Source organism: Massilia sp. GCM10023247, assembly GCF_042653325.1.
Lineage (GTDB): Bacteria > Pseudomonadota > Gammaproteobacteria > Burkholderiales > Burkholderiaceae_D > Telluria.
This window is the reverse complement of the sequence record NZ_JBHSIB010000005.1, coordinates 140,466-162,147: the sequence shown is the minus strand read 5'-3', so window position 1 is coordinate 162,147 and position 21,682 is coordinate 140,466. Positions and strand designations below refer to the sequence as shown.

General features: G+C 64.9%; 18 protein-coding genes. 14 read left to right on the top strand and 4 right to left on the bottom strand.

Annotated elements, in window-relative coordinates; genetic code table 11:
• The first annotated feature begins 2 nt into the window (after positions 1–2).
• The 11 genes from ACFPAH_RS02155 to ACFPAH_RS02105 all read left to right on the top strand — a co-directional run bounded on the left by ACFPAH_RS02155 (position 3) and on the right by ACFPAH_RS02105 (position 14,023).
• Positions 3–1,190, top strand: a complete 1,188-nt coding sequence (locus tag ACFPAH_RS02155; RefSeq protein ID WP_379739933.1) for a TIGR03088 family PEP-CTERM/XrtA system glycosyltransferase — start codon at positions 3–5, stop codon at positions 1,188–1,190.
• Positions 1,178–3,121 carry an XrtA/PEP-CTERM system amidotransferase gene (locus ACFPAH_RS02150; protein ID WP_379739930.1) on the top strand — a complete coding sequence of 648 codons (1,944 nt, stop codon included), beginning with the start codon at positions 1,178–1,180 and terminating at the stop codon, positions 3,119–3,121. Before ACFPAH_RS02155 ends, ACFPAH_RS02150 begins: the two co-directional genes overlap by 13 nt.
• A gap of 26 nt (positions 3,122–3,147) precedes the next feature.
• The gene (locus ACFPAH_RS02145; RefSeq protein ID WP_379739927.1) at positions 3,148–4,365 is read left to right on the top strand and encodes a TIGR04063 family PEP-CTERM/XrtA system glycosyltransferase; all 1,218 of its coding nucleotides are present in this window, start codon (positions 3,148–3,150) and stop codon (positions 4,363–4,365) included.
• A complete protein-coding gene (locus tag ACFPAH_RS02140) occupies positions 4,362–5,558 on the top strand; it encodes a glycosyltransferase family 4 protein (protein WP_379739924.1) in 1,197 nt (398 codons plus the stop codon). Before ACFPAH_RS02145 ends, ACFPAH_RS02140 begins: the two co-directional genes overlap by 4 nt.
• Positions 5,559–5,574: 16 nt before the next feature.
• Positions 5,575–5,697 carry a hypothetical protein gene (locus tag ACFPAH_RS02135; protein WP_379739921.1) on the top strand — a complete coding sequence of 41 codons (123 nt, stop codon included), beginning with the start codon at positions 5,575–5,577 and terminating at the stop codon, positions 5,695–5,697.
• A 3-nt stretch (positions 5,698–5,700) separates the two neighbouring features.
• Positions 5,701–7,095, top strand: a complete 1,395-nt coding sequence (locus ACFPAH_RS02130) for a putative O-glycosylation ligase, exosortase A system-associated (protein ID WP_379739918.1) — start codon at positions 5,701–5,703, stop codon at positions 7,093–7,095.
• 7 nt (positions 7,096–7,102) lie between these two features.
• A complete protein-coding gene (locus tag ACFPAH_RS02125) occupies positions 7,103–8,080 on the top strand; it encodes a polysaccharide deacetylase family protein (protein ID WP_379739916.1) in 978 nt (325 codons plus the stop codon).
• Positions 8,081–8,125: 45 nt separating this feature from the next.
• On the top strand, positions 8,126–9,364 hold the full coding sequence (locus ACFPAH_RS02120; protein WP_379739913.1) for a glycosyltransferase: 1,239 nt from the start codon (positions 8,126–8,128) through the stop codon (positions 9,362–9,364).
• Complete coding sequence (locus ACFPAH_RS02115; RefSeq protein ID WP_379739910.1) at positions 9,361–10,866, top strand: lipopolysaccharide biosynthesis protein; 1,506 nt, start codon at positions 9,361–9,363, stop codon at positions 10,864–10,866. The genes ACFPAH_RS02120 and ACFPAH_RS02115 overlap by 4 nt, the downstream gene beginning before the upstream one ends.
• 270 nt (positions 10,867–11,136) lie before the next feature.
• On the top strand, positions 11,137–12,186 hold the full coding sequence (locus ACFPAH_RS02110) for a sugar-transfer associated ATP-grasp domain-containing protein (protein WP_379739907.1): 1,050 nt from the start codon (positions 11,137–11,139) through the stop codon (positions 12,184–12,186).
• Positions 12,187–13,117: 931 nt separating this feature from the next.
• Positions 13,118–14,023 (top strand): hypothetical protein, encoded by a 906-nt coding sequence (locus ACFPAH_RS02105; protein WP_379739904.1) that lies wholly within the window; start codon positions 13,118–13,120, stop codon positions 14,021–14,023.
• Between the two features lie 7 nt (positions 14,024–14,030).
• On the opposite strand, the gene ACFPAH_RS02100 is transcribed toward ACFPAH_RS02105, so the two are convergent.
• The 4 genes from ACFPAH_RS02100 to ACFPAH_RS02085 form a co-directional block, all read right to left on the bottom strand.
• Entirely contained in the window at positions 14,031–15,089 is a 1,059-nt protein-coding gene (locus ACFPAH_RS02100; RefSeq protein ID WP_379739901.1) for a polysaccharide deacetylase family protein, read from the bottom strand.
• A 24-nt stretch (positions 15,090–15,113) separates the two neighbouring features.
• Positions 15,114–15,953, bottom strand: coding sequence for a hypothetical protein (locus tag ACFPAH_RS02095; protein ID WP_379739898.1), 840 nt, complete (start codon positions 15,951–15,953; stop codon positions 15,114–15,116).
• Between the two features lie 218 nt (positions 15,954–16,171).
• On the bottom strand, positions 16,172–17,407 hold the full coding sequence (locus ACFPAH_RS02090; RefSeq protein WP_379739895.1) for a pyridoxal-dependent decarboxylase, exosortase A system-associated: 1,236 nt from the start codon (positions 17,405–17,407) through the stop codon (positions 16,172–16,174).
• Positions 17,404–19,002 carry an acyl-CoA ligase (AMP-forming), exosortase A system-associated gene (locus tag ACFPAH_RS02085; protein ID WP_379739892.1) on the bottom strand — a complete coding sequence of 533 codons (1,599 nt, stop codon included), beginning with the start codon at positions 19,000–19,002 and terminating at the stop codon, positions 17,404–17,406. Before ACFPAH_RS02085 ends, ACFPAH_RS02090 begins: the two co-directional genes overlap by 4 nt.
• A 151-nt stretch (positions 19,003–19,153) precedes the next feature.
• On the opposite strand from ACFPAH_RS02085, the gene ACFPAH_RS02080 reads away from it, so the two are divergent.
• Genes ACFPAH_RS02080 through ACFPAH_RS02070 form a run of 3 tightly spaced genes read left to right on the top strand, consistent with a single transcriptional unit; the run spans position 19,154 to position 21,680 of the window.
• On the top strand, positions 19,154–20,347 hold the full coding sequence (locus ACFPAH_RS02080; protein ID WP_379739889.1) for an aminotransferase class I/II-fold pyridoxal phosphate-dependent enzyme: 1,194 nt from the start codon (positions 19,154–19,156) through the stop codon (positions 20,345–20,347).
• Positions 20,344–21,435 (top strand): GNAT family N-acetyltransferase, encoded by a 1,092-nt coding sequence (locus ACFPAH_RS02075; RefSeq protein WP_379739886.1) that lies wholly within the window; start codon positions 20,344–20,346, stop codon positions 21,433–21,435. Before ACFPAH_RS02080 ends, ACFPAH_RS02075 begins: the two co-directional genes overlap by 4 nt.
• A complete protein-coding gene (locus ACFPAH_RS02070; protein WP_379739883.1) occupies positions 21,432–21,680 on the top strand; it encodes an acyl carrier protein in 249 nt (82 codons plus the stop codon). The genes ACFPAH_RS02075 and ACFPAH_RS02070 overlap by 4 nt, the downstream gene beginning before the upstream one ends.
• Positions 21,681–21,682 lie beyond the last annotated feature (2 nt).

The window sequence follows — 21,682 nt, the reverse complement described above, 5'->3', positions numbered from 1 at the left end:
TCATGGCAGTAAAAAAGAATGATCCAGCACACACGCCGCTGGTGGTGCACCTGATCTATCGGCTCGACTTCGGTGGACTGGAAACACTGCTGGTCGACTGCATCAACCACATGCCGCCCGAGCGCTATCGCCATGCGATCGTCTGCCTGACCGGCTATACGGCATTTGCCGACAAGATCAGCCGTCCCGGCGTCGAGCTGTATGCACTCGACAAGCAGCCGGGACTGGGCCTGGGCATCCATGCAAAGCTGTTCAAGCTGCTGCGCAGGCTGCGTCCGGCGATCCTGCACACCTATAATTTTGCCTGCGCCGAATACGCGGTGCCGGCCTGGGCCGCGGGAGTGCCGGTGCGTATCCATGCCGAGCACGGCCGCGACGCCAGCGATCCGCAGGGACTGAACCGCAAGCACAACTTCCTGCGCCGCGCGCTCGTGCCCTGGATCGACCGCTACGTGCCGGTCTCGCATGACCTGGCGCGCTGGCTGACGGGCGTGGTCGGGATCCCGGAGAATAAAGCGGAACTGATCATGAACGGGGTCGACACCGTGCGCTTCGCGCCGCAGCTGCCGCAGGCAGCGACGCCGTGGGCAGGTGACGATACCTTCGTCATCGGCACCGTGGGCCGCCTGCAGGACGTGAAGGACCAGGCCACGCTGATCGAGGCCTTTGCCTTGCTGTGCGCCGGCCGCCCCGAGCAGCGGGCGCAACTGCGCCTGGCGATCGTCGGCGACGGCCCGCTGCGCGAGCGCCTGGCGCAAAAAGCGCGCGACGCGGGCGTGGCCGACCTGGTCTGGTTCCCGGGCGCGCGCAACGATATTCCCGAACTGATGCGCAGCTTCGACCTGTTCGCGCTGTCGTCGATTGCCGAGGGCACGCCGGTCACGCTGCTGGAGGCGATGGCTTGCGGCCTGCCGGTGGTCGCCACCGCGGTCGGCGGCATCCCGGAAGTGGTGCAGGACGGCGTCAATGGCGCGCTGGTCCCGGCCGGCAATCCGCAGGCACTGGCCGCGGCCCTGGGCCGCTATGCGGACGAGCGCGCGCGTGTCCTCACCCATGGGATGGCGGCGCGCGCCGCCATCGAACACCATTACAGCGTTGCCGCGATGGTGAGCGCCTATACGGCGCTGTACGATCGCCTGAGCAACTCCAAGACAACCCCTAGAGAAATTACACAACCATGTGCGGAATAGTTGGCATTTTTGACCCGCGTGGCGCTCGCGCATTCGACCGCGGCGCTCTCGAACGGATGAACCAGACCCAGTTCCACCGCGGCCCGGTCGAAGGCGACGTCTACCTGGAGCCGGGCGTCGGCTTCGGCCACCGCCGCCTCTCGATCATCGACCTCGCGGCCGGCCAGCAGCCCTTGTTCAACGAAGACCACACGGTGGTCACCGTGTTCAACGGCGAGATCTACAACTTCCGCGAGCTGACCGCCGAATTGAAGGCGCTCGGCCACACCTTCCGCACCCATTCGGACACCGAGACCATCGTGCACGCCTGGGAACAGTGGGGCGAGGACTGCGTCAAGCACCTGCGCGGCATGTTCGCCTTCGCGATCTGGGACCGCAACCAGCGCGTTTTCTTCGTCGCGCGCGACCATCTCGGCATCAAGCCGCTGCATTACGCCTTCCTGCCGGACGGCACCTTCGTGTTCGGCTCCGAACTGAAATCCCTGCTGTCGTTCCCGGAGTTGCCGCGCGTGATCGAGCCGCGCGCCGTCGAGGAATACTTCGCCTACGGCTACGTGCCCGAGCCGCGCACCATCTTCAAGGACGCCTTCAAGCTGGCGCCGGGTCATTCGCTGACCATGAAGGTCGGCGCGAATGCGGCCGAGGCCAAACCGCGCCGCTGGTGGGACGTGCCGTTCACCCCGCACGGGGCCATGACGGAACAGCAGATGGAAGAAGAGCTGGTCGTGCGCCTGCGCGAAGCGGTCGAGAGCCAGATGGAGGCCGAAGTGCCGCTGGGCGCCTTCCTGTCGGGCGGCGTCGATTCCAGCGCCATCGTCGCGATGATGGCGGGCCTGTCGAAAGAGCCGGTCAACACCTGCTCGATCGCCTTCAACGACGCTGCCTTCGACGAGTCGCAATGGGCGCGCCAGGTGGCCGAGCAGTACAAGACGCGCCACCAGTGCGAGACCGTCGACAAGGACGACTACGGCCTGGTCGACCTGCTGGCCGGCCTGTACGACGAGCCGTATGCCGACAGCTCTGCGATCCCGACCTACCGCGTCTGCGAACTGGCGCGCAAGCGCGTCACCGTCGCGCTGTCGGGCGACGGCGGCGACGAAAACTTCGCCGGTTACCGCCGCCATCGGATGGCGATGGGCGAGCAGCAGGTACGCTCGATGCTGCCGCTGGCCCTGCGCAAACCCGTGTTCGGGTTCCTCGGCAAGGCCTATCCGAAGGCCGACTGGGCGCCACGCATGTTCCGCGCCAAGACCACCTTCGAGGCGCTCGCGCGCGACCTGACCGAAGGCTACTTCCATGGCGTGTCGATCCTGGTCGACCGGGTGCGCGACCAGCTGTTCTCCGAGTCGTTCCGCCGCCAGCTGCAGGGCTACCGCGCGGTCGAGGTCATGCGCGGCCACGCCGCCAACGCGCCGACCGACGATCCGCTGTCGATCATCCAGTACATCGACATGAAGACCTACTTGCCGGGCGACATCCTGACCAAGGTCGACCGCGCCAGCATGGCGCACGCGCTGGAAGTGCGGGTGCCCCTGCTGGACCACAAGTTCGTGGAATGGGTGTCGGGCCTGCCCTCGTCGAGCAAGCTGCGCAACGGCGAAGGCAAGCACATCTTCAAGAAAGCGCTCCAGCCCTACCTGTCCGACGACATCCTGTACCGCAAGAAGATGGGCTTCTCGATCCCGCTCGCGTCCTGGCTGCGCGGCCCGCTGCGCGAATCGATGAAAGCCGCCGTGCTGAACCCGGTGCTGGTCGACACCGGCATCTTCAACCAGAAATTCCTGAAACAGATGGTCGACGAACATCTCGCCGGCACCAAGGACCACAGCACCGCGCTGTGGGCGGTGCTGATGTTCGAAGCCTTCCTGCGCAAGAACGGCGCCGACGGCGCCACCGGCGCGGCCAGCCAGCTGATCGCCACCGCCGCCTAACAGAATTTGAAGTTTGGAGTTTGACCATGCGTGTCCTTCACGTCCTCGACCATTCGATTCCGCTGCATAGCGGCTACACCTTCCGCACCCGGTCGATCCTGCGCGAACAGCGCGCGCTCGGCTGGGAAACCTTCCACGTCACCGGCGCCAAGCACCAGGGCGGCCACGACCTGCCCGAGGAAACGGCCGACGGCCTGCATTTCTACCGCACGCCGCCGGCGGCCGGACCGCTGGCCCGGATGCCGGTGCTGAACCAGCTGGACGTGATCCGCGGCCTGGAAAAACGGCTGGGCGAGATCATCCCGAAAATCAAGCCCGACGTGCTGCACGCGCACTCGCCCTGCCTGAACGCGATCGCGGCCCTGCGCGCCGGCCGCAAGTTCGGCATCCCGGTGGTCTACGAAGTGCGCGCCTTCTGGGAAGACGCCGCGGTCGACCATGGCACCAGCACCGAGAACGGCCTGCGCTATAAACTGACGCGCGGCCTGGAAACCTATGCCCTGAAACGCGCCGATGCGGTCACCACGATCTGCGAAGGCCTGCGCGGCGACATCGTCGCGCGCGGCATCCCGGAAGCGAAGGTGACGGTGATTCCGAACGCGGTCGACATCGACAAGTTCGCCGTCGGCGGCGAAGCCGACCTCGACCTCAAGCGCCAGCTGGGCCTCGAGCACAACCGCCTGATCGGCTTCATCGGCTCGTTCTACGCCTATGAAGGCCTGGACATCCTGCTGCGCGCGGTGCCGGCGCTGGCCCAGCGCCTGCCGGACCTGCGCGTGCTGCTGGTAGGCGGCGGCCCCCAGGAGGCCCGCCTGCGTCAGATGACGCAGGAACTGGGCATCGCCGACAAGGTCGTCTTCACCGGCCGCGTTCCGCACGACCAGGTGCAGAAATACTATGACCTGCTCGACGTGCTGGTCTACCCGCGCCTGTCGATGCGCCTCACCGACCTGGTCACGCCATTGAAACCGCTGGAAGCGATGGCGCAGGGCCGCATCCTGGCCGCATCGAGCGTCGGCGGCCACCGCGAATTGATCGTGGACGGCAAGACCGGGGTGCTGTTCGCGCCGGACGATCCGGCCTCGCTGGCGGCCAAGGTCGGCGACCTGCTCGAAGCGCAATCCCAGTGGCCGGCACTGCGGCTGGCAGGACGCGAATATGTCGAGACCGAGCGCAACTGGCCGGTCAGCGTCGCCCGCTACAAGAACATCTATGGCCGACTGACCGGACTGAAGGCCGCATGAAAATCCTGACTTTCAGTACCTTGTTCCCCAACAGCGAAAAGCCGGGGCACGGCATTTTCGTGGAAACCCGCCTGCGCCACCTGGTCGCCAGCGGCCGGGTGGAGGCGCGCGTCATGGCGCCCATCCCCTGGTTTCCGTCGACCCATCCGCGCTTCGGCGCCTATGCGCGCTTTGCCCGCGCGCCACGCCACGAAGTACGCCATGGCCTCCAGGTGATGCACCCGCGCTACCTGGTCATACCGAAGGTCGGCATGAGCCTGGCCCCGGCCCTGCTGGCACAGGCAGCGAAACCGGCGATTGCGCGCATGATCGACGAAGGCTTTGATTTCGACCTGATCGACGCCCACTATTTCTATCCGGACGGCGTGGCCGCGGCCATGCTGGCGCGCTACTTCAACAAGCCGCTGGTGATCACGGCGCGCGGCTCGGACATCACGCTGCTGCCCAACTACGCGCTGCCGCGCCGCATGATTCGCTGGGCGGCCAACCGCGCCGACGGCATCATCACCGTCGCCAACGCGCTGCGCGACGAAGTCGTCGCCCTCGGCGTCGATGCCGGCCGCATAGTCTCGCTGCGCAACGGCGTCGACCTGAACCTGTTCCGCCCGACCGAACGCAGCGCCGCCGCAGCGGGATTCACGCTGCTGACGGTCGGCCACCTGGTGCCGGTCAAGGCCCAGGAACTGATCATTCAGGCGCTGCCGCTGTTGCCGGGCGTGCGCCTGGTCGTGGCCGGGGACGGCCCGAACCGGCACATGCTCGAAGAGCTGGCGCGCACGCTGAAGGTCGCCGAGCGCGTCGAATTTCTCGGCGCCGTGCCGCAAACCCAGCTGCGCGGCCACTACGGCGCGGCCGACGCCCTGGTGCTGGCCTCCTCGCGCGAAGGCTGGGCCAACGTGCTGCTCGAATCGATGGCCTGCGGCACGCCTGTCGTCGCCAGCCGCGTGTACGGCACTCCGGAAGTGGTGGCCGCGCCCGCCGCGGGGGTGCTGATGGCCGAGCGCACGCCCCAAGGCGTGGCCGACGCCGTCAACGCGCTGCGCGCGAACTATCCGGATCGCGCCGCGACCCGTCGCTACGCCGAAGGCTTCAGCTGGGACGACACCACTGCGGGACAGCTCGCGCTGTTCGAAGACATCCTCAACCGGCGCCAGCGCCAACCGTCCGGCGCGTTTGCCTGCCGGACGCCCTAACTGAACCGATACGACAATGGAATCACTCCTCTGGGCGATAGACCTGCTTGCCGTTCTGTACGCGTGTCGCTGGGCCTTGCGCGCCGACGACGCCGAGAAGAAGGCTGAAGAACAACAAAAGAAAATGGAACAGGGCTAATCCATGCGCGACCTTTTAATGCTGAGCCTGCTGCCGCTCATGCTCTACTTCATCGCCCGCCGCCCCTTCATCGGCATCGGCATGTGGATCTGGACGGCGCTGTTCTTCCCCAACGCCTGGGTGTACGGCATTGCCGGCAGTATTCGCTACAACCTCCTGTTCGCGGGCGTGGCGATCCTCAGCTACCTGGCCTTGAAGAACAAGCCCAAGCTGAAACTCGGCGCCCTCGGTGCGATGGTGCTGCTGTTTTTCCTGTGGACGACGATCTCCACGATATTGACGCTGGCACCACCCGAGCGTTCCTGGGAAATCTGGAACCGCTTCGCCAAAGTGATCGCGCTGTTCATCTTCGTGCTCCTGATTGTCGAGAAGAAGCTGCACGTCGACTTCTTCCTGTGGTGCGTGGTGCTGTCGATCGGATTCTATGGCGACCTCGAGGCATTGAAATACCTCGCCAGCGGCGGTGGCCACAAGATCGCGGGCCTGGGCGGGCACGCGCTGGGTGACCGCAACGAGCTGGCGCTGGCCTTCGTGATGACGCTGCCGATCTGCTATTACCTGCTCGGCGAATATGGCCAGCGCTCGCGCCTCATCTGGCTCGGCCTGCTTGGCACGATGGCGCTCCTGGTCGTGGCCGTGATCGGTACCCAGTCGCGTGGCGGCTTCGTGGCGCTCGCCGGTTTCGGTGCCTATCTGTTCCTCAAGTCGGAGCACAAGATACCGGTCGCGCTGATGATCGTGCTGCTGGTGTACGGGCTGTCGTTCTTTGTCTCGGATGAATGGACGTCGCGCATGAATACGATCGAGGCGGCCGACGAGGATTCCTCCTTCATGACCCGGGTCGTGGCCTGGAAGCTCAGCTTCATCCTGGCCATGCAGAATCCGTTCTTCGGCGGCGGCTTCAAGTCGCTCGAGACGTTCTCGGTATGGGCCGAGCTGTCGCGCTACTTCTTCAGCTACGAGTGGTTCTATACCGGTACCGCATTGCCGAATCCGGTGGCAGCGCGCGCCGCCCACAGTATCTACTTCCAGGTGCTGTCCGAGCACGGCTTTGCCGGCCTGGCGATCTACCTGGGCTGCCTGCTCGGCGCTTTCCTCACGGCATCGCGCATCGCGCGCAGCATCAAGCGCGATGGCGGCCCGCACTGGATCCGCAAGCTGGCAACCATGCTGCAGCTCTGCCTGTTCGCGTTTGCACTGGGCGGCGCCGCACTCAGCTTTGCCTACTTCGAACTCACCTTTGCCATCTTCGGCCTCTTGATCGTGTTGGAAAAACGTATCCTGCCCAGGTCGCGCACGGCGCTCATCGAGGCGAATCGCCTGGCGGGCAAGGACGTGTCCGTCCGAAAGGCTGTAGAAAAAGAGCACGACACCGCGGCCGCCCTCAGCAAAGCATAGTTCGCCGATGACACTGAATCGACATTCATACCTGACCGAACGACTGATTTGCACACTGGGCAATGCCATCGCAGCGGCCGGCCGCGGCAACCGGCTCTGCGTGGTCAACTATCATCGGATTTTGGCGGCACCCGATCCCCTGCTCGAATCGGAGCCGGACGTCGCCACCTTCCGCTGGCAGATGGCCCTGCTCGCGCGCTGCTTCAACGTGCTGCCGCTGCCCCAGGCACTGGCGGCGCTCGACGCCGGCACCCTGCCGCCGCGCGCGGTGTGCATCACCTTCGACGACGGCTACCGCTCGGTGCACGACCTGGCGCTGCCGGTGCTGCGCGAATTCGGCCTGCCGGCCACGGTGTTCGTCACCAGCGGCTTCGTGGGCGAAGGCAATATGTGGAACGACCGCATCATCGGCGCCGTGCAAAGCCTGCCCGAGGACACGCTCGACCTCTCCGACCAGGGACTGGGCCGCTATGCGCTCGGCACGCTGGAAGCGCGCAGGCAAAGCCTGAGCCGGCTGACCGAGCGCTCGAAATACCTGCCGCCGGCGGCGCGCCAGGCGCTCGTCGAGCGCCTCGAGGCGATGGTCGGCGACGAGCTGGCGCCCGGCCTGATGCTCACGCCGCAGATGATCCGCAACCTGCAGGAAGGCGGCATCGAGATCGGCGCCCATACCGTGACGCACCCGATCCTGACCTCCCTCGACGACGAGACGGCGCGCGTCGAAATCGCGGGCGGCAAGGCCGACCTCGAGGACATCACCCTGCGCCCGGTGCGCCTGTTCGCCTACCCGAACGGCAAGCCGGGCAAGGATTTCGACGAGCGCCACGCGGCGATGGTGCAGGCAGCCGGTTTCGACGCCGCCTTCACCACCCTGGCCGGGCCGATCACCCGTAGCCACGACCGCTTCCAGCTGGCGCGCAGCCGCCCCTGGGACAAGACCCCGCTGATGTTCGGCCTGCGCCTGTTGCGCTGGCTGGCCGCGTAGCAAGCAAGCGTCGGCACGACTTTATTTAGGCAAGAAGAAACAAGCATGAAAACTAAACACGCGTTGATGGTGGCTTTCCACTTCCCGCCGCAGACAGGCAGCAGCGGCGTCCAGCGCACCCTGAGCTTCTCGAAGCGCCTGCAGGCACAATCCTGGCACCCGCTGGTGCTGTCGGCCAACCCGCGCGCCTATGCCACCCATAATCCGGCCCAGCTGGCCAGCCTGCCGGCCGACCTGGTGGTGTGCCGCGCCTTTGCGCTCGACACCAAGCGCCACCTCGGCTTCGGCGGGCGCTACAGCGAACTGATGGCGCTGCCGGACCGCTGGATCAGCTGGTGGGGCCACGGCGTGCTGGCGGGCTTGCGCCTGATCCGGCGCCACAAGCCGTCCGTGATCTGGTCGACCTTCCCGATCGCCACCGCGCACCTGATCGCCCTGACCCTGCACCGCATCACCGGGCTGCCCTGGATCGCCGACTTCCGCGACCCGATGCTGCAGCCGGCGCACCCCTCGTCCCAGCGCCAGCGCCGCATCTATGGCTGGCTCGAGAAGCAGACGCTGCAGCGCTGCCGCTTTGCCGTGTTCACCACCGAGAATGCGATGAATGCCTACCGCACGCGCTTCCCGGAGATCGACCCGGCCAAGTTCCACGTCATCGAGAACGGCTACGACGAGGACGATTTCGCGGCCTCGACCCGGGACATCGTGCCGGTCGTGAATGCGCGCACCACCCTGCTGCACAGCGGCATCCTGTACAACGCCGGGCGCAATCCGGAGCAGTTCCTCGAAGCGCTGGCGCAACTGAAGGCGGCGGGCACCATCGACGCGTCCTTGCGTGTCGTGCTGCGCGCGCCGGGCGACATCCCCGGCACGATCGCCAAGGTCCAGCGGCATGGCGTGGAGGACATCGTCGAGGTGCTGCCGCCGGTGCCCTACCGCGACGCGCTGCACGAAATGCTGTCCGCCGACGGCCTGCTGATCTTCCAGGGTACGCCCTACAATAACCAGATCCCGGCCAAGATCTACGAATACTTCCGCACCCGCAAACCGATCCTCGGACTGGTCGATGCCGCCGGCGAAACGGCCGGCGTGCTGCGCCGCGCGGGCTTCGAGGACATGGCGCCGATCGACAACACCGCCGCGCTGGCGCCGGCCATCGCCAGTTTCGTCGCCGCGATTCGCAACGGAACGGCCCACCGCGCCAGCGAAGAACTGGTGGCGCGTTCCTCGCGCACCCACAAGGCGGTGCAGCTGGCGCAGCTGTTCGACGAGGCGGCGCGATGAGCACGGACAGCGTCAATAAACAGATCGCCAAGGGAGCGGCCTGGATGGTCGCCTTCAAGATGGTCGACAACGCGCTTGGGCTGATCAGCACGCTGGTGCTGGCGCGCATGCTCGCGCCCCAGGATTTCGGCCTGGTCAGCATGAGCATGGTGCTGATGGCGGCGATGACGCTGCTGATGTCGTTCAGCTTCGACATCCAGCTGATCCAGAACCCGAACGCGGAGCGCAAGCATTACGACACCGCCTGGACCTTCAATGTCCTGTTTGCGACCGGCTGCGGCATCTTGATGGTCTTGCTGACCCCGCTCACGGCAGCCTTTTACCGCGAACCGCGCCTTGAGATGATCCTGTACGTGATGGCCGCCACTTTCGTGCTGCAAGGCTTCTCGAACATCGGCACCGTGAAATTCCGGCGCGACATGCGTTTCGACCGCGAATTCAAATTTCTGCTCAGTAAGCGCATGTCGACGCTGCTGGTCACGATTCCACTCGCCATTTATATGCGCAACTACTGGGCGCTCGTCATCGGCCAGCTGGCGGGCGCGCTCCTGTCGGTAGTGATGTCATATGTAGTCAGCAGTTACCGGCCTCGCTTTTCGCTCGCCGCCCGAGGCGAGATGTTCCATGGCTCGAAATGGCTGATGATTAACAACCTCATCCAGTTCCTGCTGAACCGAGCCCCAACTTTCGTCATTGCCCGGATCAGCGGCGCGCAGTCGGTCGGTATTTATGGCATCTCGGCCGAAATCTCGATGCTGCCATCAAACGAACTGGTCGCGCCGATCAACCGCGCCGCTTTCCCAGGCTATGCCAAGGCCGCGCACGACATGGACAAGCTGCGCGACAGTTTCCTGAAAGTCATCGCCTCGATTGCGCTGATTGCTCTGCCGGCCGGCATCGGCATCGTCTCGGTTGCCGAACTATTGGTGCCGGCGGCACTAGGGTGGAAGTGGGTCGATGCGATCCCGATCATCCAGATCCTGGCCATCTACGGCGTCATCAAAGCACTGCAGACCAACATCTCTTACATCTACCTGGTGTTGGGAAAAACCAAGCGCATCACCATGATTATGTCGCTCCAGGCACTGATACAAATTTCGGCCCTAGTACCGGCCGTCTACTATTACGGTACGCCGGGAGCGGCGTGGGCCTCGCTCGGCACCGCAATTTTCCTAATCCCGCTCAACCAATACCTGGTCGCCCAGTGTCTGAACTTGTCGGCTACCCGCTTCTGCCGCGAGCTGATCCGTCCGCTGACCGCATCGCTGGTGATGATGGCCGTCGTGGTCGCTATCAAGAGCCAGCTAGTGTTGCGGCACGAAACGCTCGACTACGTATTGGCCTTGCTGCTGTGCGCGGCCAGCGGGGCCTTGGTGTACGTAATCATGATGTATGTTCTCTGGCGCATAGCCGGGCGACCTGAAGGAGCAGAAGAATTTACTTTCCGCCGGGTGCAGGGGATGCTTGGAAAGATAGGGATTCGCCTGAAACTGGTTGCCTGAGTCTTTAATCGACTTGCCGGTTCGCTGAGCCCATCCTGACGGATGCGTGGGCATCGGCGCTGGCGCGGCGGTGCAACGCCTGCGTTATCGTGCAAGCCAGCAATGAGCCTAATGTGGTGCTAATGATCAATAGCAGCTTGGTTGATAATCGGGACGAAGCTTTACACCAACCGCGCGTAAACTTTTTCGTTTCAGTGATCAATAGACAATCAAACATTTGCTCGATAGTATGAAAACCGATCGAGCACAATTTTCCAGGGATGCGGGGATATGAAAAGCAAATACGAGATGGCCCAACTTCGGCGGCCGCCGAATCGCCTGACACCAGCCGAGTATGAACTGTACAATCTCGGCTCCCGGTCTTGGGAAGAAAAATCCCAGTTCCTCGGGGGGCGGTCGACACCTGCAATCAGTTCGAATAATGATCTGACCGCCCAAGCTCTCACCCGAGATAAGCTTGTCACATATGGCATTCTGTGTTTTCACAAATTCCCTTTTCCCGAGATCAAAGCTGTCGGGCATGTGACACGTAGTTTTCCTGGTGCGCGCTCTCTCACCTCAATAAAAGAAATCGCCGCCTACCTCGAGACGCAAGCCGAGTTCCCGATTTTCATGAAACCCATAGCGGGGAACGCGGGAGCAGGCTCGATCTGGGTCGAGGCCTACGCTGACGGGATGTTACAGCTTCGTAACGGCAAAACAATTCCGCTGACTGAATATTTTGAGCGCTGGCTTTGCCGTGAGGGCATCCTGCTGCAAGCAGTAGCACGCCCTCACGCCGAGATCGCCCGGCGCTATGGGCCACGCCTTGCAACGGCGCGAATCGTGGTGCTGATGAGCGAGACCGGACCGATCCTCCATCGCGCTGCGTTGCGTATTCCGACCGGCACGAATATGATCGACAATTTCCAGCACGGTGCATCTGGCAACTTGCTTGGTGCCATAGAGATCGACACCGGCATTGTGTCGAATGTGATTGGCAAGAAAAACGGCCGACTCGAGACCATATCGGCTCACCCTGATACAGGTGAGCAAATAATTGGGCACCATTTACCCGATTGGGAGAAGGTGAAAGACCTGTGCGCTAAAGCAGCGCCATTATTCCCCGGCATCAGGTACCAGTCATGGGATATTGCTTTTACCGATAACGGCCCGCAAACCATTGAAGTTAATTCGGGCGGCGACTTTGATGTACTGCAGCTTGCTTCCGGACGCGGCATCGCCGACGCGACGTGGTGGAAGCTGTTCCGGGAGCCCGCGCCACGCAATTTCGTGCAACGCTGGTTTGCCCGTACCGGCCCCTGGAATCATCGTCCCTGATCCTCCGAACTGCCGCGTGCAGCGACGATGTGTTCGCGTGGCCGCGGGGCGCGGCAGGCGACCCGCGGCTGCACCCGGTATCAATGGTTGCGACGTAGACACTGGCGGATCGGCCACCGCCAGGCCCGAGTACGTTCTTTCCGCCAAAGGCAACGTCGGTCAGTGACCCGCATTTTGGCAACGACGGCGTGGCCAAGCGCCGCCGAGTATCATGCTTGCCCTCTCATCCAACAATCTGCCAAACGGTTGAGCTCTTACTGACTCGCCGCGCGAACCGCACGATAGGCAATACGCGAAGACGACAGTTGTCAACGATCGTCGAACACCCTCATATCTCCGACAACTGTGCGTGCCCTTCTGGTAATTCGCACCCGGCGTGACGATGATCGCATGGATGAATTTCCACAAAAATTAGGTTTCCCCAAATAAAACTTGGCATAACACATGCTAGGTTTCAACTCCCCATTCTACTTCGCTTAGAGCAATTAAAAGTGATCCATGAATATTCAACAAGAAACAGAATTTTTATCTGAGAAATTACACCCGTGCATTATTTTTTAAGAAGCCATTCAGCCAACAAAAAAATCCTGCCTGTTGTAATTATTACACTTAGCCTTGCGAAGACGCGTAATATACTACCCATTTCGGGTAAGCCTTATTGCCGAATGCTCAAACCCTGATTTACTCCGAAGTTACCGTCTTGATGCGTCAGAAACATTTATTTCGCATTAGCAGGATGCCCGGGAAAGCACTTTGTATTTCTTCACGAACTAATCGTTCTAGATGCAGGTTCGAAACGAAGTTGTCAATAACCATAAAAACGTTTGAAGAATTCTTGCCATAGGGAGCCGCCCAAGTGACACATACAGCTGACGCATCACCGCCATGGGCCGTCGCCATTTTCGCTGCACGCGAAACAGCTTCAGTGCTGATGGGCACCGTGCATGCAAGCATTACTGCCTGTGCCGGCCGACGTGCCACCATCGATGTCCTCATCAATGGCAACCGGGCGCTTGCCCAGGACTGCTCCGAGATGGCAGCGGCAATTACCAGCAGTAACTGCACCTTGCGTATCTGGTCAATTGACGCGCCTGACAAGGCACATACCTGGAACGAATATGTCCATCATATCTGGGACACGGAAGGGATTACCTTCTTTATCGATGGCTATGCGCGCCCCCGATCCGATGCTTTCAATGTTATTGAACAACATTTGGCAAGCAAGCCGAATGCGATGGCCGCGAGCGCCGTTCCGACCAGCGGCCGATCGGCCAAACGCATGCGGGAAACCATGTTGCGCAGAGGGGGCGGCATTCACGGCAATTTATATGCGTTGACGGCGACAAGCATGCAAGGCGTCAAAGCCACGGGGTTCCGCTTGCCCCTTGGCTTGTATCGGACCGATCCGCTGCTTGGCGCAGCCTTGACCTACCGGCTCGATCCCTCGAATAACCCGTGGACGCGTGGCAGCGTCGTGGCGGTAGGCGATGCGACCTGGGATGTGGAGGGCATTTCCGAGATGAGCTACAAGAATGCCATCGCTTACTTCAAGCGGCGGCTGCGCCAGGCGCAGGGCATACTGGAGAGCCAGGCATTTCGCGATCACATGTCGATTCAACGGCTTCCTCCGCGCCTGCTCCCCGCGACAGCACAGGAAATGGTCAACAACTGGCTCGCTTCCCAGCCTGCGCTGGCACGTTCCTTGTTCCTGAAACACCCGCTGTGCCTCTATGCGGCGCGACAGCTACGTCAATCACGTGACTGGTCCAAAACACAAATCGCACCCATGTTGCTGCGCAAGTACCCTGGCGACCAGGCTGCGCGTCCAGTGTCGTAAGCCTGCCTCAGGCCATGGCGGGCCTGCCCGCCCGCGCCTGCCCCGGCACCAGGGACGCCAGCTTGCGCACCAGTGCGCTCACGCCGCTCATCTCGGCTTCGAACTCGATCATCGAGACGTTTCCGCCATCGAGGAAACGCGGCAGGAAGAAGGCATCGTCGGGGTGCGTGATCTTGACCAGTCCCGGCAGGCAGGTGGTGGCAGTACGCACGCCGGCGGCGCGCATGGCGCTGGCGGCGCCGGGGTCGAAGCGTCCGCTCGGATAGCAGTAGTGCACGGGGTTGGGCAGCCCGGCAGCGAGGATCGATTCACGGCAGCGCTCGATGTTGGCGCGATTGACTTCGAGTTCGCCCGGCACATAGGCATGCACATGGCCGTGCAATTCGATTGCGCAACCGTTCGTGGCCGCCTGATGCAGTTCGTCACGCGTCATATAGCTGAAGCGGCGCGAGGCCAGGTCCAGCGTCGCCGCCGGCACCCCGACCGCTTCGGCAAGCCGCACCAGGCCTGCCTCCAGCTCGCGCGGGGCGAGCGTGCGCAACCAGTGTTCGGCACGCTCGACGAGCATGCGGCGGTCGCCCTCGCGCGCCAGGTCGTAGCCGCCGTCGAGGTCGGGGCCGAATCCGGCCACCTGGCGTGGCTGGCGCGGTGCTTTCCACACGAGGTAGCGCAGGGCGACGCCGGCGATCGGCCCACCTTGCTCATAGGCTTCCGAGTGCAGGTACAAGACGGGCCGGTAGCCGTATTCGGCCAGCACCGGCAGCAGGTCGCGCCAGGACGAATACCAGCCGTCGTCGAGCGTGACCGCAACCGGGATCGCGCGGCCGTCGCCCGCTTCGAGCGTTTCGTCGAGCGTGGCCGGCGCGAAGCCGTGGCTGCGCAGCCAGTCGAGCCGCTGGCGCAGCTGCTCCGTGGTACAGAACAGTTTTGGGTTGTAATGCCGCTCGTCGCCCAGGTTGCCGCCGTGGTAGCACAGAATGCGCGGGCGCTTGCGCGTGAGGGCGCGCATCAACGCGAACAGCCCGGCTGACTTGGCGGCCACAAGGACAGCTTTTTTAAGTGACATCGCTAAGGTCTTCCATGAAAGGGATCAGGACTGGCGCTGCGCCCAGGCGATTTGCGCGCGGCGCGGCCAGATGAGGGCATAGGTTGCCGGGCGGTACTCGCCGGCAGCGTAAGCGGCACGCCGTTTGGCCGACTTGGCGGTCGCATAGTCGACGGCCTGTGCGTCGTGGGCGACGAACAGGCAGGCCGAACCACCCGCCACCGCGTCCTCGCGCAGGTAGCCAAGGTGCGGGCTCAAGCGCGTCAAGGCCGGATCGTAGAACCAGCTGCCGGCGTACATGCCCAACACCTCCGGATGCAGGGCGTACAGGTCGGCGCAGCAGCGGTAGCATTCACGGCGCCCTTCGGCATTGAATTCTTCCATGTACAGCTTGTGGGCGTGGATCTCGAAGAAGGGCTTGAATCCGCCGAGCCGCGCGAACAGCAGCGCGCGCGGCAACAGCTGCAGCATGCCGCCCTTCCAGAGCGTCGAACGGGCCACGCCCGCCTGGGGATCGATCAGGTTGGAGGCGCCGGCATACAGGCGCAGCCTGGCAAGACCGAGTTCCTTCATGTAGACGTCACTGCCGAAATGGCATTCCTCGGCAAAACTGTCCTCGTGCGCGACGATGCGCGCGAACTGGCGCATCTGGTGCTTCAGCACGCGCGGCGGCAGCATCGGGAGCCGGGAACCGGCCACGCTGTCGCACACCGCCTTGAACAGTGCCGCCAGCAGCAGCAGCCGTGCTGCGGGCTGGCCGGCCGCGGACAGGACCTCGTCGTGGATGGCGCGTGCCGCACCGTGCACGTCCTTGTAGCGTGCGTCGCGCGGCAGCCCGTCAAAGGCGCTCAGGAAGCGTTCGAGTCGTGCCAGGGGCTCAGGCACCCCAAGCGTGCGCAAGCGATCCAGCGCGCTTTCAAGGCGCGCCCGAGCGATGCCGGTCAATGCAGGTTGTACAGGTAAGGATGCGGTCATGCTTCTTGCGCGTGCGGGCTGGAAAAATGCGGTCCTGCTCCTGCCCGTACGCGCACTATATTTATAAGTATGCAACTTTTAAGATAACGTAATTTCTTAAAAGCGTCCACACTCCAGACCGAACCGTATCAAACCAGCACTTCGGGCGCGTCGGGATGGCTGAGGAAGCCCTGCGGGCTGGCCGAGCGGCCGTAGGCGCCCGACTGGAACACGACGACCAGGTCGCCGATCTCGGCCTTCGGCAAGTCCATGCGCTCGGCCAGCAGGTCGAGCGGGGTGCACAGCGGGCCGACCACGGACGCGGTCTCGATTTGCGCGGAGGCGCTCATGCGGTTGCCGATCGCGACCGGGTAGTTCTTGCGGATTACCTGGCCGAAGTTGCCGGAAGCGGCCAGGTGGTGGTGCAGGCCGCCGTCGGTGACGAGAAACACCTGGCCGCGCGAGACCTTGCGGTCGATCACGCGCGCCACGTAGACACCGGCCTCGCCCACCAGGTAGCGCCCCAGTTCGATCGAGAGCTGGGCCTGGGGCAGGCGCTCCCTGACGCGCGGCAGGGCCGCGGCCAGGGCCGCGCCGATCGGCGCCAGGTCGAGCGCGGCCTCGCCCGGGAAATACGGGATGCCGAAGCCGCCGCCGATGTTCAGGATGCGCAGCGGGTCGCGCATCTCCCCGGCCAGCCGCTCGGCCAGCTGCAGGGTCTGGGCCTGGGCCTCGACGATGGCCTCGGCCTTCAAACTTTGCGAGCCGCTGAAGATGTGGAAGCCGAGCACGGTCAAGCCGAGGGCGGCGGCCAGCGCCAGCAGGCGCGGCGCGTCTTCGGCATCGATGCCGAACTGTTTTGCGCCGCCCCCCATGCGCATACCCGAACCTTTCAGTTCGAAATCCGGGTTGATGCGCAGGACCAGCAGCGGGACGATGCCCAGTTCGCCGCCGATGCGCGCCAGCGCGCGGATCTCGCGCTCGGATTCCGCGTGCACGACGGCGCCGGCCGCGACCGCGCGGCTCAGCTCGGCGTCCGACTTGCCGGGGCCGGCAAAGCTGATGCGCTCGGGCGCGATCCCGGTGTCGAGCGCCACCTTCAGTTCGCCGCCGGATGCGACGTCGATGCCGTCCACCAGCGTCGACAGGTGCTGCACCAGCGCCGGCATCGGATTGGCCTTCATCGAAAAATGCAGCTCGACCTCCCGCGGCAGGTGGGCGCGGATATGCGCCACGCGCTCGCTCAGCAGGCGCCGGTCGTAGGCATAGAAGGGCGTGCTGCCGACCCGCTGCGCCAGGCGCGTGAGCGCGATGCCGCCCACGTGCAGGCAGTCGTCGACGACCGGGAACAGGGTTTGCTGGGCATGGACCGGTTTCGCGTTCATTGCTTGCTTTCGGAGTCGTCGAACATCGTCATGAAGGATTGCTGCAGCAGCTTGCGGTCGATCTTGCCGTTCGGGTTGCGCGGGAAGGATTCCTCATGCAGCGCGATATGGGCCGGCACCATCCAGGCCGGCAGGCGGCGCTGGCATTGTTTCAGCAGCTCGGCGCTGCGCAGGCCGGCCTCCTTCGGCAGCGCCAGCAGCACGATCGCCTGGCCCAGCTGCGGATGCGGCACGCCGAAGGCGACCGCCTCCAGCGCCAGGCCGGTCGCATGCACCGCCTCTTCGATTTCGGTCGGGCTGACGCGGTAGCCGGACACCTTGATCATGTCGTCGCTGCGCCCGATGTAGTACAGGAAGCCCTCTTCGTCCATGCGCACCGTGTCGCCCGACCAGACCGCCATCTCGACCAGCGGCAGCGCCGGATCCTGCCCCGGCGCCGGTTTAAAACGCTCGGCGGTTTTGACCGGGTCGTTCCAGTAGCCGAGCGACACCAGCGCGCCCCGGTGCACCAGTTCGCCCGGCTCGTTCGGCGCGCAGGGTGTGCCGTCGGGCCGCACCACCATTACCTGCGCATTCGGGATCGCGCGCCCCATCGAATCGGGACGGCGCGCCAGTTCGGCCGGCGGCAGGTAAGTCGAGCGGAAGGCTTCGGTCAGGCCGTACATCAGGAACAGCTCGGCAGCGGGGAGCGCCGCGCGCAGGCAGGCCACCGTGCGGGTCGGCAGGGCGCCGCCGGAATTGGTCAAATAACGCAGCGTGCAGTCGGCCGGCCAGGACAGGTTCGACAACTGGAACCACAGCGGCGGCACCGCGGCCAGGCCGGTGATGCGTTCGGCGACCACCGCCTCGAGGATGTCCTTGGCGAACAGGTGGTTGATCAGGACCGCGCTGGCGCCGGTGAGAAAGGCGCAGGTCAGCTGGCTCAGGCCGTAATCGAAACTGAGCGGGAGCACCGACAGGATGCGGTCTTCCGGCGTGAGCTGCAAGTAGCTGGCGACGCTGCGCGCGCCGGCCACCATGTTCCGGTGCGACAGCACCACGCCCTTCGGTTTGCCGGTGCTGCCCGAGGTGTACAGGATCGCGGCCATGTCGGCGTCGATCGGGCGCCGCGCGGCCAGCATGGCGGCGCCTGGTGCGCGCTGCGCCGCGTCCCAGCCGCGCAGGCCGGGCGCCGTCTCGGCATCGGCAGCGGCGGCGGGCACGCCGGTGACGAACACCGTGCGCAGGTCGGGCAAGGCCGGCAACACGCCTTGCAGCTGCGCCAGGCGCTCGTTCGATGTCACCAGCACCCGCACGTTGCAGTCTGCCAGGATGTGGGCCACCTGCTCGGGTTTCAGTTGCGGATTGACGGGCACGAAGACGGCGCCGGCCAGCGCCGCGCCGAACATCGCGGCCACGTTCTCGATGCGCTTTTCGAGGAACACGGCGACCCGTTCGCGCGGTGCGATGCCGGCATCGATCAGGGCCCCGGCCGCGCCCTCGACGGCGGCGGCAAGCGCGGCATAGTCGAGGCGCGTGGCGCCATGGGCAAGCGCGGCGGCACCGGGCGTGCGGCGTGCGGAATCGAAAATAAAATCGTGGATGAGGTCAGCCATGGTCAGGTCAGTGCGGGAGTATGCGATGGAAGGCCGCGCAGCGCGCAATCTTAACAGCTTGCAGCTTTTCGGCCGTGCCGGACACGTCGTTTTGCTTGCGACAGGAGATGTTTCGTGGCAAATTTTTCAACACCCGGTTTATACTGCCCGCATGCTTGCCCACCCGCTTCCCGTCCGGCCCCTGATTCCGCTGGCGCCGATCCTGTCGGCGTCCTCGTTCCGGCGTGCCGCCGGTGCGCGGGTGGCGACCGTACTCGACGCCGGTAACTACCGCCTCGTCACGAGCGGACGGGTGGCCATCGGCCTGGCCCTGCGCGAGATCGGCGTCGGCCCCGGCGACGAGGTGCTGGTGCCGGCCTACCACAGCCCTTCGATGATCCCGCCGGTCCTGTGGCGCGGCGCCGCGCCCCGCTTCTACCGGGTGCAGGCCGACGCCGCGGTCGACCTCGACGACCTGGCCGCCAACATCACGCCCGCCACGCGCGCCGTGATGGTCACCCATTATTTCGGCTTCCCGCAGCAGATGGCGCCGATCCGCGCGCTGTGCGACGCGCGCGGCATCGCCCTGATCGAAGACTGCGCCCATTGCTTCATCGGCGAACACGGCGGGCGGCCGGTCGGCGCCTGGGGCGATTATGCGATTGCCAGCAGCATGAAGTTCCTGCCGATCTACGAAGGCGGCGCGCTGGTGTCGGCACGCCATGCGCTCGACCGGATCAGGCTGCGCTCGGCCGGTGCCGGCTTCGAAGCCAAGGCGGCGCTCGATTCGCTCGAACGCGGTTTCGCCTACGGCCGCTTGCCGGTCGTGCGCGCCGCCCTGTGGCTGCCGCTGCGCGCGAAAGGCACGCTGTGGCGGCTGGTCAAGCAGCGCCGCCGGCCGGGACAGGCGGCGCCGGCGCTGGCGCCCGACTCGTCCGACAGCAGCTTCAATTTCGATCCGCGCTGGCTCGACAAGCGCTCTTCCCTGTTCGCGCGCGCCATGCTCAAGCTGGCGTCCCCGAACCGTATCCAGGCGCTGCGCCGCAGCCGTTATGCGCGCCTCGAGGAAGCGATCCGCGGCCTGCCCGGCGTGCGCCCCCTGCATGCGCGCCTGCCGGACGGCGCCTGCCCCTGGGTGTTCCCGGTCGTCGCCGACGATCCCGACACCCTGTTCGCGCGTCTGAAGGCGCTCGGGGTGCCGCTGACGCGCTTCGGCAATCCGCCCTGGCAAGGCGTCGATGGCGCGACCTGCGCCAACGCCGCCATGCTGGCGCGCCAGGTGCTGGCCCTGCCCTGCCACCAGGAGCTGACCGAACCCGAAGTGGACTGGCTGGTGGCGCGCCTGCGCGAGGCGGTGACCGCATGAGCTGGACCCTCGCTCCCGCGCGCGACTTCGCGCAGCACCGCGACGCCTGGTCGCGCCTGCACGCCTCGCTCGGCCCCGGCCAGGCCTCGGCCCTGCTCGCATTCGACTTCGTGGCGCCGCTCGTCGAGCAGTTCGGCCGCGGCGACGAGCTGCTCGCCTGCCTGAAAAGCGGCGCGGCGATCCGCGCGCTGGCGATCGTGCGCCCCAGCCGAAAAGGAGCCTGGGCCACCTTCCAGCCGGCGCAGGCCCCGCTCGGCCTGTGGCTGCAGGCCCCGGGCCAGGACACGGCCCGCCTGGCGCGCAGCCTGATGCAGGCCCTGCCCGGCTTTCCGCTGATGCTGGCGCTGACGCAAATGGACCCGCTACTGATGCCGCGTCCCCTGGACGGCCCCTGCAGCCGCACCCTCGACTACATCGACACCGCGCACGTGACCCTGGACGGCGGCTTCGAGGCCTACTGGAATGCGCGCGGAAAAAATTTACGGGGCAACCTCAAAAAGCAGCGCGCGCGCCTCGAACGCGACGGCGTCGCCACGCGCATGGTGGTCGAGCGCGCCCCTGCCGGCATGGCGCAGGCAGTGCGCGACTACGGCCGCCTGGAGACCACGGGCTGGAAGGGCGGCCAGGGCACGGCGGTGAGCGCCGAGAATGCCCAGGGCCGCTACTACCGCGCGATGCTCGAAAGCATGGCGGCGCGCGGCGCGGCCAGCGTCTACCGCTATTATTTCGGCGAGCAGCTGGTGGCGATGGACCTGTGCGTGGAAGACGGCGACAGCATCGTGGTGCTGAAAACGGCCTACGACGAAAGCGTGCCGTCGAACCTGTCGCCGACCCTGCTCATGCGCGAGGAAGCCTGCCGCAGCCTGTTCGACGGCGGGCGTTTCAGGCGCCTCGAATTCTACGGACGCGTGATGGAATGGCATACGCGCTGGACGGAAGAGGTACGCACTATGTACCATGTCAATTATTACCGCTGGCCGGGACTGGGCCGCCTGCACGCGCTGCTGGAAGCACGCGCCAAGGCGGGAGCCAAGGCCGCAGCGAAGGCGCCATCCCGGCCCGCACACACTACGACGACGAGCCTATGAAGTACCTTGAAGAAGTCAAGACCCTCCTGATCGACGTGCTCAACCTCGGCCCCGCCGGGCAGGCGCTCACGGCCGACTCGCCGCTGCTGGGCAGCCTGCCCGAGCTCGATTCGATGGCCGTGGTGACGCTGATCGGCGCGCTGGAAGAGCATTTCGGCATCGCTGTCGACGACGACGACATCAGCGCCAGCACCTTCGCCACCCTCGGCAGCCTGGCCGGTTTCGTTGCCGAACGCGCCGAGTAACG

Bases quoted from the DNA above. Each gene is read 5' to 3' on its own strand.
- ACFPAH_RS02155 (WP_379739933.1), top strand. From the start codon at position 3: ATGGCAGTAAAAAAGAATGATCCAGCACACACGCCGCTGGTGGTGCAC.
- ACFPAH_RS02150 (WP_379739930.1), top strand. From the start codon at position 1,178: ATGTGCGGAATAGTTGGCATTTTTGACCCGCGTGGCGCTCGCGCATTC.
- ACFPAH_RS02145 (WP_379739927.1), top strand. From the start codon at position 3,148: ATGCGTGTCCTTCACGTCCTCGACCATTCGATTCCGCTGCATAGCGGC.
- ACFPAH_RS02140 (WP_379739924.1), top strand. From the start codon at position 4,362: ATGAAAATCCTGACTTTCAGTACCTTGTTCCCCAACAGCGAAAAGCCG.
- ACFPAH_RS02135 (WP_379739921.1), top strand. From the start codon at position 5,575: ATGGAATCACTCCTCTGGGCGATAGACCTGCTTGCCGTTCTGTACGCG.
- ACFPAH_RS02130 (WP_379739918.1), top strand. From the start codon at position 5,701: ATGCGCGACCTTTTAATGCTGAGCCTGCTGCCGCTCATGCTCTACTTC.
- ACFPAH_RS02125 (WP_379739916.1), top strand. From the start codon at position 7,103: ATGACACTGAATCGACATTCATACCTGACCGAACGACTGATTTGCACA.
- ACFPAH_RS02120 (WP_379739913.1), top strand. From the start codon at position 8,126: ATGAAAACTAAACACGCGTTGATGGTGGCTTTCCACTTCCCGCCGCAG.
- ACFPAH_RS02115 (WP_379739910.1), top strand. From the start codon at position 9,361: ATGAGCACGGACAGCGTCAATAAACAGATCGCCAAGGGAGCGGCCTGG.
- ACFPAH_RS02110 (WP_379739907.1), top strand. From the start codon at position 11,137: ATGAAAAGCAAATACGAGATGGCCCAACTTCGGCGGCCGCCGAATCGC.
- ACFPAH_RS02105 (WP_379739904.1), top strand. From the start codon at position 13,118: ATGGGCACCGTGCATGCAAGCATTACTGCCTGTGCCGGCCGACGTGCC.
- ACFPAH_RS02100 (WP_379739901.1), bottom strand. From the start codon at position 15,089: ATGTCACTTAAAAAAGCTGTCCTTGTGGCCGCCAAGTCAGCCGGGCTG.
- ACFPAH_RS02090 (WP_379739895.1), bottom strand. From the start codon at position 17,407: ATGAACGCGAAACCGGTCCATGCCCAGCAAACCCTGTTCCCGGTCGTC.
- ACFPAH_RS02085 (WP_379739892.1), bottom strand. From the start codon at position 19,002: ATGGCTGACCTCATCCACGATTTTATTTTCGATTCCGCACGCCGCACG.
- ACFPAH_RS02080 (WP_379739889.1), top strand. From the start codon at position 19,154: ATGCTTGCCCACCCGCTTCCCGTCCGGCCCCTGATTCCGCTGGCGCCG.
- ACFPAH_RS02075 (WP_379739886.1), top strand. From the start codon at position 20,344: ATGAGCTGGACCCTCGCTCCCGCGCGCGACTTCGCGCAGCACCGCGAC.
- ACFPAH_RS02070 (WP_379739883.1), top strand. From the start codon at position 21,432: ATGAAGTACCTTGAAGAAGTCAAGACCCTCCTGATCGACGTGCTCAAC.